This is a genomic window from Streptomyces sp. PL-25, from assembly GCF_058344915.1.
Genome location: NZ_CP136997.1, coordinates 4706691 through 4720614 on the forward strand (window position 1 = coordinate 4706691; position 13924 = coordinate 4720614).

13 protein-coding genes are annotated in these 13924 nt (G+C 72.6%); 8 read left to right on the forward strand and 5 right to left on the reverse strand.

Annotation, left to right across the window (positions count from 1 at the left end):
* Positions 1-27 precede the first annotated feature (27 nt).
* Complete coding sequence (locus R4Z62_RS21365) at positions 28-1860, forward strand: phosphoenolpyruvate carboxykinase (GTP) (protein WP_491520635.1); 1833 nt, start codon at positions 28-30, stop codon at positions 1858-1860.
* A 255-nt stretch (positions 1861-2115) separates the two neighbouring features.
* Positions 2116-2292: a hypothetical protein gene (locus tag R4Z62_RS21370; protein WP_107440674.1), complete on the forward strand. Its 177-nt coding sequence runs from the start codon at positions 2116-2118 to the stop codon at positions 2290-2292.
* An 89-nt stretch (positions 2293-2381) separates the two neighbouring features.
* On the opposite strand, the gene R4Z62_RS21375 is transcribed toward R4Z62_RS21370, so the two are convergent.
* The 3 genes from R4Z62_RS21375 to R4Z62_RS21385 form a co-directional block, all read right to left on the reverse strand.
* Complete coding sequence (locus R4Z62_RS21375) at positions 2382-2888, reverse strand: GNAT family N-acetyltransferase (RefSeq protein ID WP_491520636.1); 507 nt, start codon at positions 2886-2888, stop codon at positions 2382-2384.
* A gap of 319 nt (positions 2889-3207) precedes the next feature.
* Positions 3208-3630 carry an SCO4983 family protein gene (locus R4Z62_RS21380; protein ID WP_389601075.1) on the reverse strand — a complete coding sequence of 141 codons (423 nt, stop codon included), beginning with the start codon at positions 3628-3630 and terminating at the stop codon, positions 3208-3210.
* Positions 3631-3732: 102 nt separating this feature from the next.
* The gene (locus tag R4Z62_RS21385; RefSeq protein ID WP_064534950.1) at positions 3733-4944 is read right to left on the reverse strand and encodes a pyridoxal phosphate-dependent aminotransferase; all 1212 of its coding nucleotides are present in this window, start codon (positions 4942-4944) and stop codon (positions 3733-3735) included.
* A gap of 278 nt (positions 4945-5222) precedes the next feature.
* Here R4Z62_RS21385 and R4Z62_RS21390 point away from each other — a divergent pair, with 278 nt between their 5' ends.
* A complete protein-coding gene (locus tag R4Z62_RS21390; protein WP_018565124.1) occupies positions 5223-6062 on the forward strand; it encodes a S1 family peptidase in 840 nt (279 codons plus the stop codon).
* Positions 6063-6083: 21 nt separating this feature from the next.
* Here R4Z62_RS21390 and R4Z62_RS21395 read toward each other — a convergent pair whose 3' ends face one another.
* Both R4Z62_RS21395 and R4Z62_RS21400 read right to left on the reverse strand, forming a co-directional pair.
* Entirely contained in the window at positions 6084-7733 is a 1650-nt protein-coding gene (locus R4Z62_RS21395) for an N-acyl-D-amino-acid deacylase family protein (RefSeq protein WP_064534951.1), read from the reverse strand.
* A gap of 108 nt (positions 7734-7841) precedes the next feature.
* Positions 7842-9113, reverse strand: coding sequence for an alanine racemase (locus R4Z62_RS21400; RefSeq protein ID WP_382847900.1), 1272 nt, complete (start codon positions 9111-9113; stop codon positions 7842-7844).
* Positions 9114-9252: 139 nt separating this feature from the next.
* Between R4Z62_RS21400 and R4Z62_RS21405 the strand changes: the two genes are divergently transcribed.
* The 5 genes from R4Z62_RS21405 (at position 9253) to R4Z62_RS21425 (ending at position 13889) form a co-directional block, all read left to right on the forward strand.
* Complete coding sequence (locus R4Z62_RS21405) at positions 9253-10314, forward strand: sugar kinase (protein ID WP_491520637.1); 1062 nt, start codon at positions 9253-9255, stop codon at positions 10312-10314.
* Positions 10311-11096, forward strand: coding sequence for an IclR family transcriptional regulator (locus R4Z62_RS21410; protein WP_064534954.1), 786 nt, complete (start codon positions 10311-10313; stop codon positions 11094-11096). The genes R4Z62_RS21405 and R4Z62_RS21410 overlap by 4 nt, the downstream gene beginning before the upstream one ends.
* Positions 11093-11503, forward strand: a complete 411-nt coding sequence (locus R4Z62_RS21415) for a RidA family protein (protein ID WP_064534955.1) — start codon at positions 11093-11095, stop codon at positions 11501-11503. Before R4Z62_RS21410 ends, R4Z62_RS21415 begins: the two co-directional genes overlap by 4 nt.
* 132 nt (positions 11504-11635) lie before the next feature.
* Positions 11636-13111, forward strand: coding sequence for a GntP family permease (locus R4Z62_RS21420; RefSeq protein ID WP_491520638.1), 1476 nt, complete (start codon positions 11636-11638; stop codon positions 13109-13111).
* A 121-nt stretch (positions 13112-13232) separates the two neighbouring features.
* On the forward strand, positions 13233-13889 hold the full coding sequence (locus tag R4Z62_RS21425) for a hypothetical protein (protein ID WP_491520639.1): 657 nt from the start codon (positions 13233-13235) through the stop codon (positions 13887-13889).
* Positions 13890-13924: the final 35 nt, after the last annotated feature.

A 13924-nucleotide genomic window follows, 5' to 3' on the forward strand; every position in this document is an offset into this window, starting at 1 on the left:
CAGAAAACCCCTCATTTAGGAGCGATCGTGGCGCGCGACATCGCGGCTCCCCCCGTCATCCCGACCAACCACAAGGACCTGATCTCGTGGGTCGACGAGATCGCGGAACTCACGCAGCCGGACCGGGTCGTCTGGTGTGACGGATCCGAGTCCGAGTACGAGCGCCTGTGCGGGGAGCTCGTCGAGAAGGGCACGTTCCGCAGGCTCGACCCGATCAAGCGCCCCAACTCCTACTACGCGGCCTCCGATCCGTCCGACGTGGCCCGCGTCGAGGACCGGACGTTCATCTGCTCCGAGAAGGAGGAGGACGCCGGCCCCACCAACCACTGGAAGGCCCCCGCCGAGATGCGGGAGATCTTCCGGGGCGAGGGCGGCGAGGGCGGCATCTTCCGCGGCTCGATGAAGGGCCGGACGATGTACGTCGTCCCGTTCTGCATGGGCCCGCTGGGCTCGCCGCTGTCCGCGATCGGCGTCGAGATCACCGACTCCGCCTACGTCGCCGTGTCCATGCGCACCATGACCCGCATGGGACAGCCGGTCCTCGACGAACTCGGCGACAACGGCTTCTTCGTCAAGGCCGTGCACACCCTCGGCGCCCCGCTGGAGCCCGGCCGGGCGGACGTCCCCTGGCCGTGCAACTCCACCAAGTACATCTCGCACTTCCCCGAGGACCGCGAGATCTGGTCCTACGGCTCCGGCTACGGCGGCAACGCGCTGCTCGGCAAGAAGTGCTACGCCCTGCGCATCGCCTCCGTGATGGCCCGCGACGAGGGCTGGCTCGCCGAGCACATGCTGATCCTCAAGCTCACCCCGCCCACCGGCGAGGCCAAGTACGTCGCCGCCGCCTTCCCCAGCGCCTGCGGCAAGACCAACCTCGCCATGCTGGAGCCCACGGTCTCCGGCTGGAGCGTGGAGACCATCGGCGACGACATCGCGTGGATGCGGTTCGGCGAGGACGGCCGCCTGTACGCGATCAACCCGGAGGCCGGCTTCTTCGGTGTCGCCCCCGGCACCGGCGAGCACACCAACGCCAACGCGATGAAGACGCTGTGGGGCAACTCGGTCTTCACCAACGTCGCCCTCACCGACGACAACGACGTGTGGTGGGAGGGCATGACGGAGGAGACCCCGGCCCACCTGGTCGACTGGAAGGGCAACGACTGGACGCCCGCCTCCAGCACCCCGGCCGCGCACCCCAACGCCCGCTTCACCACGCCCGCCGCCCAGTGCCCGATCATCGCGCCGGAGTGGGAGGACCCGCGCGGTGTGCCGATCTCGGCGATCCTCTTCGGCGGGCGCCGCGCCAGCGCCGTACCGCTGGTGACCGAGTCCTTCGACTGGAACCACGGGGTCTTCCTCGGCGCCAACGTCGCCTCCGAGAAGACCGCGGCGGCCGAGGGCAAGGTCGGTGAGCTGCGCCGCGACCCGTTCGCCATGCTGCCGTTCTGCGGCTACAACATGGGCGACTACATGGGCCACTGGGTGGACGTCGCCAAGGGCAGGGACCAGTCCCTGCTGCCGAAGATCTACTACGTCAACTGGTTCCGCAAGGACGACGAGGGCAGGTTCGTCTGGCCGGGCTTCGGCGAGAACAGCCGGGTGCTGAAGTGGATCGTCGAGCGCCTGGAGGGCAAGGCGGAGGGCGTGGAGACGCCGATCGGGATCCTGCCGACCGAGGCCGCCCTGGACACCGACGGCCTGGACCTGTCCGCCTCCGACCTGAAGTTCCTGCTCACCGTCGACAAGGACGTGTGGCGCGAGGAGGCCGCGCTGGTCCCGGAGCACCTGAAAACCTTCGGTGACCACACGCCCGAGGAGCTGTGGGAGCAGTACCGCGCGCTGGTCGAGCGCCTGGGCTGACCGGGCGGGCCCCTCGTCGGCAAGAGGCCCGCGAGGGGACCGCCCCCGTGAGTTCCGCGGCCGGTCGCGACCTGCCCTGACCTGCACCGTCGCTCCGGCCGGCCGCGGCCGGACCGGCGGGAGGCCGGACCCGTACAACGGCGTACGGGTCCGGCCTCCCGTGCGTGTGCGCTCACCCGTTCGGCTCAGCCCGCCGTATGGCCGGGCGGGCTGCGGGGTACCCGGGAGTCCCCCGTCGAAGGAGCGTGATCAGGCATGGCTGGAGACGGCGACTTCTACAAGCACGACCGTCCGGACAACCCCGACCTGGACGAGGACCGCCCGCGCGGCGGCGGCCCGGAAGAGCCGCAGGGCCGCGGGAACTGGCCGGTCTGGGCGGTGATCCTGGCGATCCTGGTGCTGTTCGTGCTCTTCGTGGTGATCTTCGGCTGAGGCCGGGACCGGGACCGGGACCGGGAGCGGGCGGGGCAGGGCGGCGGGGCCACGTGCCGGCCCCCGTCCGTCCGTCCGGCCGGGGGGTCTCACAGCTCCCGCTGGAACAGCAGCGTGTCCAGCCAGCGGCCGTGCTTGTACCCGACCGCGGTGAGTCTGCCCGCCTCGGTGAAGCCGAAGCGGCGGTGCAGCGCGACCGACGCCTCGCCGCCGGGATCGGTGATCACCGCGACCACGCGCCGCGCCCCGGCGTGCCCGCAGGCGTCGAGCAGCGCGCCCAGCAGCGCGGCGCCCAGGCCGCGGCCGGTGGCGTCCGGGGCGAGGTAGAGGGAGTCCTCCACGGTGTACCGGTACGCGGGCTTGGGCCGGTACGGACCCGCGTGGGCGAAGCCCGTGACGCGGCCCGCCTCCTCGGTGACGAGGAACGGCAGACCGCGCGCGAGGAGGTCGTCGTACTTGCGTTCCCACTCCGCCAGGGGGCGGGGCGCCTCGTCGAAGGTGGCGACGCCGTGCAGGGCGTGGTGACCGTAGACGGCGGCCACCTCGGGGAGGTCGGTGCGGTAGGCGGGCCGGACGGTGGCGCGGGGGACGGTCACGTTTCTCCTCCACCGGGTCCACCGGGTGCGGCCGCGCGGGGTGTGTGGCGCCCGGTCCGCGCGTCGCTGCGGGTGCGCGCGGACCGGGGCCGTGTGCGGGGCCCTCGGGCCTGTCGTCAAATTCCCGCCTGCCTCGCGACGCCATGCACGCACTCTCGCCGCACCGGGACCCGACCCGAGTACGTCCAGTACGCGGGTCAGGACCCGGCACGCCGAGAGCACGCACCTGACGCCGTGAGGCCCGCCCTCCGGGCGGACGACGGGAATTTGACGACAGGCCCGGGAGGGCCGGGTGTGCCGTCAGGAATGACGGCGGGCGCTACTGGGCGGCACCGCTCAGTTCCGGGGACTCTCCCTGCGCGGCGGCGTGCGCGTCCATGCGCTCGGCCGCCAGGATGGCCGCCGCCGTGTCCGCCCGGGAGGCGGCGACGACGAGCGCCCGTCCGGCGAGCGCGTGCGCCCGCCGGTGCAGGAGCGGCAGCTCGGTGACCGCGGCCACCGGGGTGCGGACCGGGGGGCGGCCCGCCCGCAGCCGGGTCACCTGCTCGGCGAGCCGGTCGGCCGCCGTGTCCAGGTCGGCCGCCGGGGCGAGGGTGCGCAGCTCGTCGGTGACGGCGAGCAGCGCTGCGAGATGCCCGGCGAGCTGGATGTCCAGCTCCTCCTCGCGGGAGCGGTGGGGGAAGTCCGAGGCGGTGCCGGCCATCGTGCTGTGGACCGACTTGCTGCGGATCGGTTCGTACATGGGACGGCCTCCTGTGCTCTGACAGAAGACATCCTACATTAGAACCTGTCTAAGGTTGAGTCGGTTCGCGGAAGCGGTCCGCGGGACCACGCACGGTGAGCGTCAGGGCTGGCCGTAGCCGTCCAGGAAGGTGCCGATCCGGCTCACCGCGTCGCGCAGATCGCCGACCGAGGGCAGGGTGACGACGCGGAAGTGGTCGGGCTCGGGCCAGTTGAAGCCGGTGCCGTGGACGACCATGATCTTCTCGCGGCGCAGCAGGTCGAGCACCATCCGCCGGTCGTCCTTGATCTTGAAGACCTTGGGGTCCAGGCGCGGGAACAGGTACAGCGCGCCCTTGGGGCGTACGCAGCTGACGCCCGGGATCTGGGTGAGCAGCTGGTGGGCGGTGTCCATCTGCTCCTTCAGCCGCCCGCCGGGCAGCACCAGGTCCTCGATGGTCTGCCGCCCGCTGAGCGCGGCGACCACGCCGTGCTGGCCCGGCATGTTCGCGCACAGGCGCATGTTGGCCAGGATGGTCAGGCCCTCGATGTAGGAGTCGGCGTGCGCGCGGGGGCCGGAGACCGCCATCCAGCCGACCCGGTAGCCCGCCACCCGGTACGCCTTGGACATCCCGTTGAAGGTGAGGGTCAGCAGGTCGGGCGCGACGGACGCGGTCGGGGTGTGCACGGCGCCGTCGTAGAGGATCTTGTCGTAGATCTCGTCGGAGCAGACCAGCAGGTTGTGCCGGCGGGCGATGTCGGTGAGGCCCTTGAGCACGGCCGGGTCGTAGACCGCGCCGGTCGGGTTGTTCGGGTTGATGATCACGATCGCCTTGGTGCGGTCGGTGACCTTGCGCTCCACGTCGGCGAGATCGGGCATCCAGTCGGACTGCTCGTCGCAGCGGTAGTGCACGGCGGTGCCGCCGGAGAGCGAGACGGCGGCGGTCCACAGCGGGTAGTCCGGCGCCGGGACGAGGACCTCGTCGCCGTCGTCGAGCAGCGCCTGCATCGCCATCACGATCAGCTCGGAGACGCCGTTGCCGATGAAGACGTGCTCGACGTCGGTCTCGATGCCGAGGGTCTGGTTGTGCATGACCACGGCGCGGCGGGCGGCGAGCAGGCCCTTGGCGTCGCCGTAGCCGTGGGCCGTGGAGACGTTGCGGAGGATGTCCTCCAGGATCTCCGGGGGGCACTCGAAGCCGAACGCGGCCGGATTGCCGGTGTTCAGCTTCAGGATGCGGTGACCGGCCGCCTCCAGCCGCATCGCCTCCTCGAGCACCGGTCCCCGGATCTCGTAACAGACGTTGGCGAGCTTGGTCGACTGGATCACCTGCATGTCTGGGAGCTTACGGCCGGGTAACGCCCGGTGGCTCGTGTTTTCCGCCACTTGAGACACCCGGCGGCCCGCTTCCCTCGCGCGGGTGAGGCGACCGGCGCGGCTGACGCGCCCCGGGGCCCGCCGCCCGGGACCCCTCGGTGGCCCCGCGCACCGGGGGAGAACCCGCGATGCCGTGACGGCTTCTTGTCCACGCCCGCGCAGGCCATCACAATGCGCATGACAAGAGGGCGGCCGGAAGATCTCCGGTCGCTCACGTCCGAAGAGGGGACCCCCACATGAACAAGCCTCTCCTGGCCGCGCTCGCGACCCTGGTGATCACCGGGGCCGGCGTGGCACCCGCCGCGGCCTCGGCCCAGGCCGGGAGCACGGCACCCGCCGCCAAGGCCGTCGACTTCGCCGGGACCGTGGCGCTGAGCAACTGCTCCGGCTCCGTCATCCGCTTCCCCGCCTCCGCGGACAGTGACCCGGCGCTCGTGCTCAGCAACGGCCACTGCCTGGAGACCGGGTTCCCGTCGCCCGGCCAGGTCATCGTCAACCAGAGCTCCAGCCGCTCCTTCGGGCTGCTCAACTCGGCCGGCTCCCAGGTCGCCACGCTGCGCGCCAACAAGGTCGTCTACTCCACGATGACCGACACCGACGTCACGATCTACCAGCTCACCCGCACCTACGCGCAGATCAGGAGCTCCTACGGGATCAGCGCGCTGACCGTCAGCGACACCCACCCGGTGGCCGGCACCGCGATCAAGGTGGTCTCCGGCTACTGGAAGCGCACCTACAGCTGCAACATCGACGGGTTCGTGTACCGCCTCAAGGAGGGCGGCTGGACCTGGAAGGACTCGGTCCGCTACACCTCCTCCTGCAACACGATCGGCGGCACCTCCGGCTCGCCCGTCATCGACACCGCCACCGGCAAGGTCGTCGCCGTCAACAACACCGGCAACGAGGACGGCGAGCGCTGCACCGAGAACAACCCCTGCGAGGTCGACGAGAACGGCAACGTCACCGTCCGCGAGGGCATCAACTACGCCGAGGAGACCTACCAGATACCGGCCTGCTTCAAGGCCGGCAACCAGCTGGACCTGAACAGGTCCGGCTGCGTCCTGCCCAAGCCGTAGCGGCCGCGGCGGGGCGGCCGGTCACACCGGAGTGCGGCGGACCGCCCGCCCCGCCAGGACGTCCGTGCGCCGCCCGTCCTCGATCACGAACCGGCCGTCGATCAGGACGTACGGGATCCCCGTGGGCAGCGCGCGCGGCTCGGCGAAGGTCGACCCGGCCGCCACCGTGGCCGGGTCGAACAGCACCAGGTCGGCACGGTGCCCCTCGCGGACCACACCGCGGTCCGGCAGTCTGAGCCGGGCCGCGGGCCGCGAGGTCAGGTGCGCCACGCACTCCTCCAGCGACAGCACCCCCAACTCCCGTACGTAGTGCCCGAGGTAGTGCGGGAAGGTGCCGTAGGCGCGCGGATGCGGCTTGGTGCCCTGGAGGATGCCGTCGGAGCCGCCGGTGTGCACCCGGTGGCGCATGATGGCCCGCACGTTCTCCTCGTGGCCGACGTGCTGGAGGATCGTCGTGCCGAGCCGGTCGGCGAGGAGCAGCCGGCGGGCGACGGCCCAGCGGCTCTCGCCGCGAGCTGCCGCCGTCTCGGCGACGGTGCGGCCGACATGTCCGGCGAGCGCGGGATCGGTGACGCCGGAGATCTCGATGGTCTCCCACTCCACCGGCACACCGTGGCAGCCGTCCGAGCCGGTGACCTCCAGGTGGTGGCGGATCCGCTCGGCGGTGTCGTCGTCGGCGAGCCGCTCCAGGATCCGCTCCGGGCCGCCCTCGCTCGCCCAGCCCGGCAGCAGCGCGACCAGCGTGGTGCAGCCCGGTGTGTAGGGATAGGTGTCGAGGGTGATGTCGGCGCCCGCCGCGAGCGCGTCGTCCAGCAGCGCCAGCAGCTCGGGCGCCCGGCCCTTGTTGGGGCCGAAGTTCATGGTGGCGTGCGCCAGGTGCAGCGGGCAGCCCGCGGCCCGGGTCAGCTCCACCATCTCCGCGTACGCCTCCAGCGCCCCGGCGCCGTAACTGCGGTGGTGCGGGCAGTAGTAGCCGCCGTGGCGGGCCACCACCCGGCACAGCTCGGTCAGTTCGGCGTCCTCGGCGTACATCCCGGGCGTGTAGGTGAGCCCGGAGGACAGGCCCACCGCGCCCTGCTCCAGGCCCTCGGCGACCAGGCGCCGCATCCGCTCCAGTTCGTCCGGGGCGGCCGGGCGGTCCTCCCAGCCGACCGCGAGGGCGCGCACGGTGCCCTGCGGGATCAGATAGGCCGCGTTGACGGCGATGCCCTCGCCGCCGAAGCCGCGGTCCAGCCGGTCCAGGTACTCGCCCACCGAGCGCCAGTCGAAGTCGATGTCGTCGCCGTGGCCGTTCCAGCCGGAGATCGCCCGGCGCACCTCGGCCAGGGTGCGGTCGTCGACCGGCGCGTACGACAGGCCGTCCTGCCCGATCACCTCCAGGGTGACGCCCTGGGCGGCCTTCGCGCTGTGGTCGGGGTCGCGCAGCAGGGCCAGATCGCTGTGCGCGTGCATGTCGACGAAGCCGGGGGAGAGGACCAGGCCCTCCGCGTCCAGCTCGCGCCGGGCCCGCGGGCGCTGACAGCCCGCCGCGGCCGCCTCCTTGACGATCGACACGATCCGGCCGCCCCTGACCGCCACGTCGGCGCGGTAGGAGGGGGCGCCGGTGCCGTCCACGACATCCGCGTCCCGGATGACGAGGTCGGTGAGATCGGCCGGCTCGACCGGATCCATGGGTGGCTCCTTCCACCGGTGCCGCCGCCTTCGGTGGCTCCCGGAAGAACGTACGGGTATACGGGTGCGGACGGGTGTCCGCGAGGGAGTGGTCCGGAAGGACGGGGTCTAGAAGAACGTGCGGACGTAGTCGACGACCGTGCCGTCCGCCTCGGCGACCGGGATCAGCTGCCACTTGTCGAAGGACGTGCACGGGTGGGACAGGCCGAGGCCGATCCAGTCGCCGACCGCGAGGTCGGCCTCCGGGCCGGTGGCCAGCCAGGTGTGCTGGTCGGACAGGCCGGTCACGGCGATGCCGTCCGCCGGGCGCTCGGCGCCGTCGCGGCGCACCACCTGGGCGACGGGCAGATCGAGGTCGTAGGCCGCGTCCCGCTTGCCCGCGTTGGCGAACGCCTGCCCCTCGGCGGGCCGGGAGACCACCTGCGCCCACAGCCGGAAGGCGGGCTCCAGGGCGCCTTCCTGCGGGACCCGGTTGAACGGGGTGATCTCGCGGTAGTGACCGTCGTCGTGCGAGACGTACGCGCCCGAGCGCAGCAGCTTGAGCACCGGCCGGGACAACTCCGGGACGCCGGCGAACGCGTCGGCGACCGCGTCGAACCAGGCGCTGCCGCCCGCGCTCACCACGATCTCCTCCGCGTCCGCGAACCGGCCCGCCCGGTCGAGGGCGGCGGCGAGGGCGACCAGCCGGTCCAGCCAGGCCCGCACCCGCTCCGGGTCCGCCCGCGGGACCTCGCCCTCGTACCCGGCGACCCCGGTCAGCCGCAGGGTGGCCGCGGCGGCGACCGCGTCCGCGACCGCCGCGCACTCCGCCTCGGTGCGCGCCCCGGTGCGCGCGCCCTCGCCCGCGCCCAGCTCCACGACCACGTCGAGCGGACGGGTGGCACCGGCCTCGCGCAGCGCCGCGTCCATCAGTTCCGCACCGCGCACCGAGTCCACGTAGCAGACGAGGCGGAAGGCCGGGTCGGCGGCGAGTTCGGCGGCGGCCCAGCGCAGGGCGGCCGGATCGACCAGTTCGTTGGCGAGGAAGATCCGCTCGACGCCGAACGCCCGCGCCACCCGCACCTGGTGCGGCAGCGCGAGGGTGATGCCCCAGGCGCCGTGCGCGAGCTGGCGGTGGAAGAGCTGGGGGGCCATGGAGGTCTTGCCGTGCGGGGCGAAGGCGAGGCCGTGGCGGGCCGCGTAGGTCTCCATCAGGCGCAGGTTGTGCTCCAGGCGCTCGGCGGACAGCGCCAGCACCGGCGTGGTGAAGCCGCCGGTGAACAGGTCGCGGCGCTGGGCCGCCAGCTCGCCCACGGTCAGCCCGTCCGCGTCCGGCGGAAGGCCCTTGAACCGGTGGTCGACCCGTTCCTCGGCCAGGCGTGCCAGCGCCTCGGTGTTCATGGAGCCTCCCTGATCAGGTGAATTGCAATATGCGCAACAACCGTTGCACGTAACGCTTAATGCTGTCTAACATCTCGGCCACGCGAGGTCAACGAAAAGCCCCGCATCCCGCCCCCCGTACCGAGGAGCTACGAGCATCGTGACCGCCACCGGACCCTGCAACGGCCCCGACGTCGTGGACGTCGCGGCGCTCGGCGAGTCCATGGTCACGTTCCTGCCCTCCCGGCCCGGCCGCCTCGCCGACGTGCCGTCCTTCGACCGCGCCATCGGCGGCGCCGAGTCCAACGTCCTGTGCGCGCTCGCCGCCGCCGGGCACTCCGCCCGCTGGGTCAGCCGGGTCGGCGCCGACGGTTTCGGCGACCACCTGGTGGAGGCCATCGGCGCCCACGGCGTCGACGTCGCCCACGTGGGCCGCGACACCGCACGCCCCACCGGCGTCTACTTCCGCACCGCGGGCGACCGGGCCACCGACGCCCACGAGGTCGCCTACTACCGGGCCGGGTCGGCGGCCTCCGCGATGACCGCGGACACCGTCGCCACCGCCGCCCTGGACGCCTGCCGCGTGCTGCACCTGACCGGCATCACCGCGGCCCTGTCCGCCGGCTGCCTCGGCCTGCTGCGCGCCCTGACGGCGCCCCGCACCGGCCGCCCGCTGGTCTCCTTCGACGTCAACTTCCGGCCCGGACTGTGGCCCGACCCCGCCGGGGCCAGGGTGCTGCTGGACCTGGCCCGCGGCGCCGACCTCGTCTTCGTCGGCGACGACGAGGCCCGCGAGGCATGGGGACTGCACGGCGGAACGGACATCCTCGACGCGCTGGACGGACCGCGCACCGTCGTCGTCAAGCACGGCGCGGACGGCGCCACGGTGTACGAGCGGACCGGCGCCACGGCACGGGCCGCCGCCACCTTCGTCCCGGCCCCCCGGGTCGACGTCGTCGCCCACGTCGGCGCGGGCGACGCCTTCGCCGCCGGGTTCCTCTCCGCCACCCTGCGCGGCCTGCCCGCCACCGCCCGGCTGCGCCACGGCCACCTGACGGCCGCCGCCGCGCTCACCGTCCCCGGCGACCTCGCCGCACCCCCCGCCCGCGGGCGCGCCGACCGGCTGGCCGCCCTGGACGAGGCCGCGTGGGGGAGACTGCGACTCGGCCCCGGCTGGACGAGCACCGCTGAAGGGGCCGAGGAGGAGGTACGTACGCCATGAGCCAGACCGTCGACCGCGCGCTGAGCATCCTGCCGCTGCTCGCCGAGGGACCCGCCGACCTCGGACGGGTCGCCGACCATCTCGGCGTCCACAAGTCCACGGCGCTGCGCCTGCTGCGCACCCTGCACGAACACGGCCTGGTCTACCGCCAGTCCGACCAGCGCTACCGGCTCGGCGCCCGGCTCTTCGCGCTCGCCCAGGAGGCGATGGAGAACCTCGACATCCGCGAGATCGCCCACCCCCACCTCCTCGCCCTCAACGAGACCTGCGGTCACACCGTGCACCTCGCGGTCTACGAGGAGAACGAGGTGCTGTACATCGACAAGGTCGACAGCCGCTACCCGGTGCGCATGTACTCGCGGATCGGCAAGCCGGTCGCGATCACCGTCGCCGCCGTGGCCAAGCTGCTCCTGGCCGACCTGCCCGAGAGCGAACGGCGCGCGATCGCCGAGAGGCTCGACTACCCCCTCTACACGGCCCGTTCGACCCCCCACGCCGCCGCCTTCCTCACCGAGCTGGCGACGGTGCGCGAACAGGGCTGGGCCACCGACCTCGGCGGCCACGAGGAGTCCATCAACTGCGTCGCCGCCCCCATCCGGGGCGCCGACGGCCGCGTGGTCGCCGCGATGTCGGTCTCCGCGCCCAACGTCGTCGTCACCGCCGACGAACTCCTCACCCTGCTCCCGCTGGTGCGCCGCACCGCGGCCGCCATCAGCGGCGAGTACTCCGGGAGAACCCCCGTACCCGCCCCCACCACCACACCGCACAGGGACACCGCATGACCGAGAAGACCGCACTCACCCCGTCGACCCACACCGTGCCGCCCGCCAAGTTCTCCCACGGCGTGAAGAAGGGCAACATCCTCCAGGTCGCCGGGCAGGTCGGCTTCCTGCCCGCCGAGGAGGGCAAGGCCCCCACCCCCGCCGGGCCCACCCTGCGCGAGCAGACCCTCCAGACCCTCGCCAACGTCAAGGCGATCCTCGAAGAGGGCGGCGCGGGCTGGGACGACGTGATGATGCTCCGCGTCTACCTCACCGACGTGGACCACTTCGCCGAGATGAACGCGATCTACAACGCCTACTTCGAGGAGCAGGGCCTCACCCAGCCGCCCGCCGCGCGCACCACCGTCTACGTCGGACTGCCCGCGGGACTCCTCATCGAGATCGACGCGCTCGCCGTCCTCGGCTGACGCCTTCCTCGCGACCCACCCCGCTCGTACCACCGCACGTCCCCCTCACGGCGCGGCGCCCCCCACCCCTCCGGGCGCCGCGCCGCGATCCTCCCTGCCCGAAAGCTGCATGTACTCACGCAGAGGACCCCCATGTCCCATCCGCTCGCCGCGGCAGCGCCGCAGACACCCTCGCACACCGGCGGACTCCTCCTCCTGGTCGACGGCACGACCGGGCTGCTCCTGGTGGCCGGGATCGGCATCGCCCTGCTGCTGTTCCTGATCATCAAGGCGCGGCTCCAGCCGTTCGTCGCGCTGCTCGCCGTCTCCATAGCCGTCGGCCTGCTGGCCGGCCTGTCGGTCACCGAACTGTTCGGCACCGTCCAGCGCTCGGACGCCGTCTCCACCATCGAGTCCGGAATGGGCGGCATCCTCGGCCATGTCGCCGTCATCATCGGCCTGGGCACCATGCTCGGCGCCATCCTGGAGGTCAGCGGCGGAGCGGAGGTGCTCGCCTCCCGCCTGCTGGGGCTGTTCGGCGAGAAGCGCGCCCCGCTCGCCATGGGCCTGACCGGACTGATCTTCGGCATCCCCGTCTTCTTCGACGTGGGCATCTTCGTCCTGGCGCCCCTCGTCTACGCCGCCGCCAAGCGGGGCGGCAAGTCGATCGTCCTGTACTGCATGCCGCTGCTGGCGGGCCTGTCCATGACCCACGCCTTCCTGCCGCCGCACCCCGGCCCGGTGGCCGCCGCCGGACTGCTGCACGTGCAGCTCGGCTGGATCATCCTCATGGGCGTCGTCTGCGGCGTCCCGGCGGTGCTGGCCGCCTGGGCGTACTCCGCGTGGATCGGCAAGCGGGTCTTCGTCGAGGTGCCGCAGGACATGGTCGAGGCGGCCGAGGAGGCCAGGCGGGCGGTCCTCACCGAGCAGCGGGCCTCCGGAGTGCGGCCGAAGGAGTCCCCGGTGCCGCTCGGCGCGGTCCTCGGCATCATCGGCACCCCGCTGGTGCTGATCCTCGCCGCCACCTTCTCCTCCGTGGCCCTGGACCCGTCCACCGGCCGCTCGGTGATCGAGTTCTTCGGCCACCCCTTCGTGGCCCTGACCATCGCCCTGGTGCTCGCCTACTACCTGCTGGGCATCCGCCGCGGCTGGTCGCGCAAGTCCCTGGAGACCGTCTCCACGGCCTCGCTGAAGCCGGTCGGCAACATCCTGCTGGTGGTCGGCGCGGGCGGTGTCTTCGGCGCCGTCCTCAAGGCCAGCGGGGTCGCCCAGGCCCTCTCGGACACCTTCAACGGCGTCGGACTGCCGGTCATCGTGCTGTCGTACCTGATCTCGCTGGTGCTGCGGGTGGCGCAGGGCTCGGCGACGGTGGCGATCGTGACCACGGCGGGCATCGTCGCCCCGCTGCTGGCCGAGGGGCACCACTCGCAGGCGTTCGTGGCGCTGGTCATCATGGCGATCTCGGCCGGCTCGATCTTCGCCTCGCACGTCAACGACGGCGGCTTCTGGATGGTGGCGAAGTACTTCGGCATCAGCGAACGGGACACGCTGAAGACGTGGACGGTCCTGGAGAGCGTGCTGTCGCTCGCGGGCTTCGCGGTGGCGGCGGTGCTGAGCCTGTTCGTCTGACCGGACGGCCGGGTCCCCGGTGCGTCTCCGGGGGCCTGCCGCGGCGCGCGGTTGTAGGGGTCTGATAACGAAGCCAGGGGCTGACTGTTCGTGACACAGGAACGTCGACCATACTGCCCGCGTGGAGCAGCGCATAGGTTCGAGCAGCCAGCCCCTGAAGAGCGAGCCCGTGACGGGCGCCGGTTTCGACCCGGCGTTCGTCCCCGGCCTCACCTCACCCGCCGCGGCCCGGGACACGGCCCCCGAGGAGCCGGAGCGTACGCCTGCGGCGGACACCGGGACCCCGGACGCGGAGGCGCAGCCGCCGGTCCCGGACGCCGCGGACGGGACCGCGGAAGCCGACGAGGGCGCCGAGGAGGAGACCGTGGACGGCCCGGTCTTCGAGGCCGCCGACCGCCGGGCCCGGATCGTCGCCGACCACCGGGGCGTACGCCTCGCCCTGGACGACCAGGAGTGCGAGTTCCGCTGGGACGAGATCGGCGCCGTGGAGACGGAGACGCCCCGCTTCGGCAAGCGGTTCACCGTCACCGTGCACACCCCCGACCGCCGCTGGTACCCCATCGAGATCGAGGCCCCGGCCCGGTCCCGGTTCGCCGCCTGGGAGACGGAGCTGGACGCGGTCCTCGACGCGTACTTCGAGGACGGCGAGGCGGCGGAACCGGAGGAGCCGGAGGAGCCGAAGGAGAGGGGCACGGACGAGGCGGCCGGTCCCACGGCCGGGACCGAGGCGAAGACCGAGAAGAGCGGGGCGAAGTCCGAGGCGCAGAGCGAGGACTGACGACGCCCGAGGACGGCCCCGGGCACCTCGCCGGG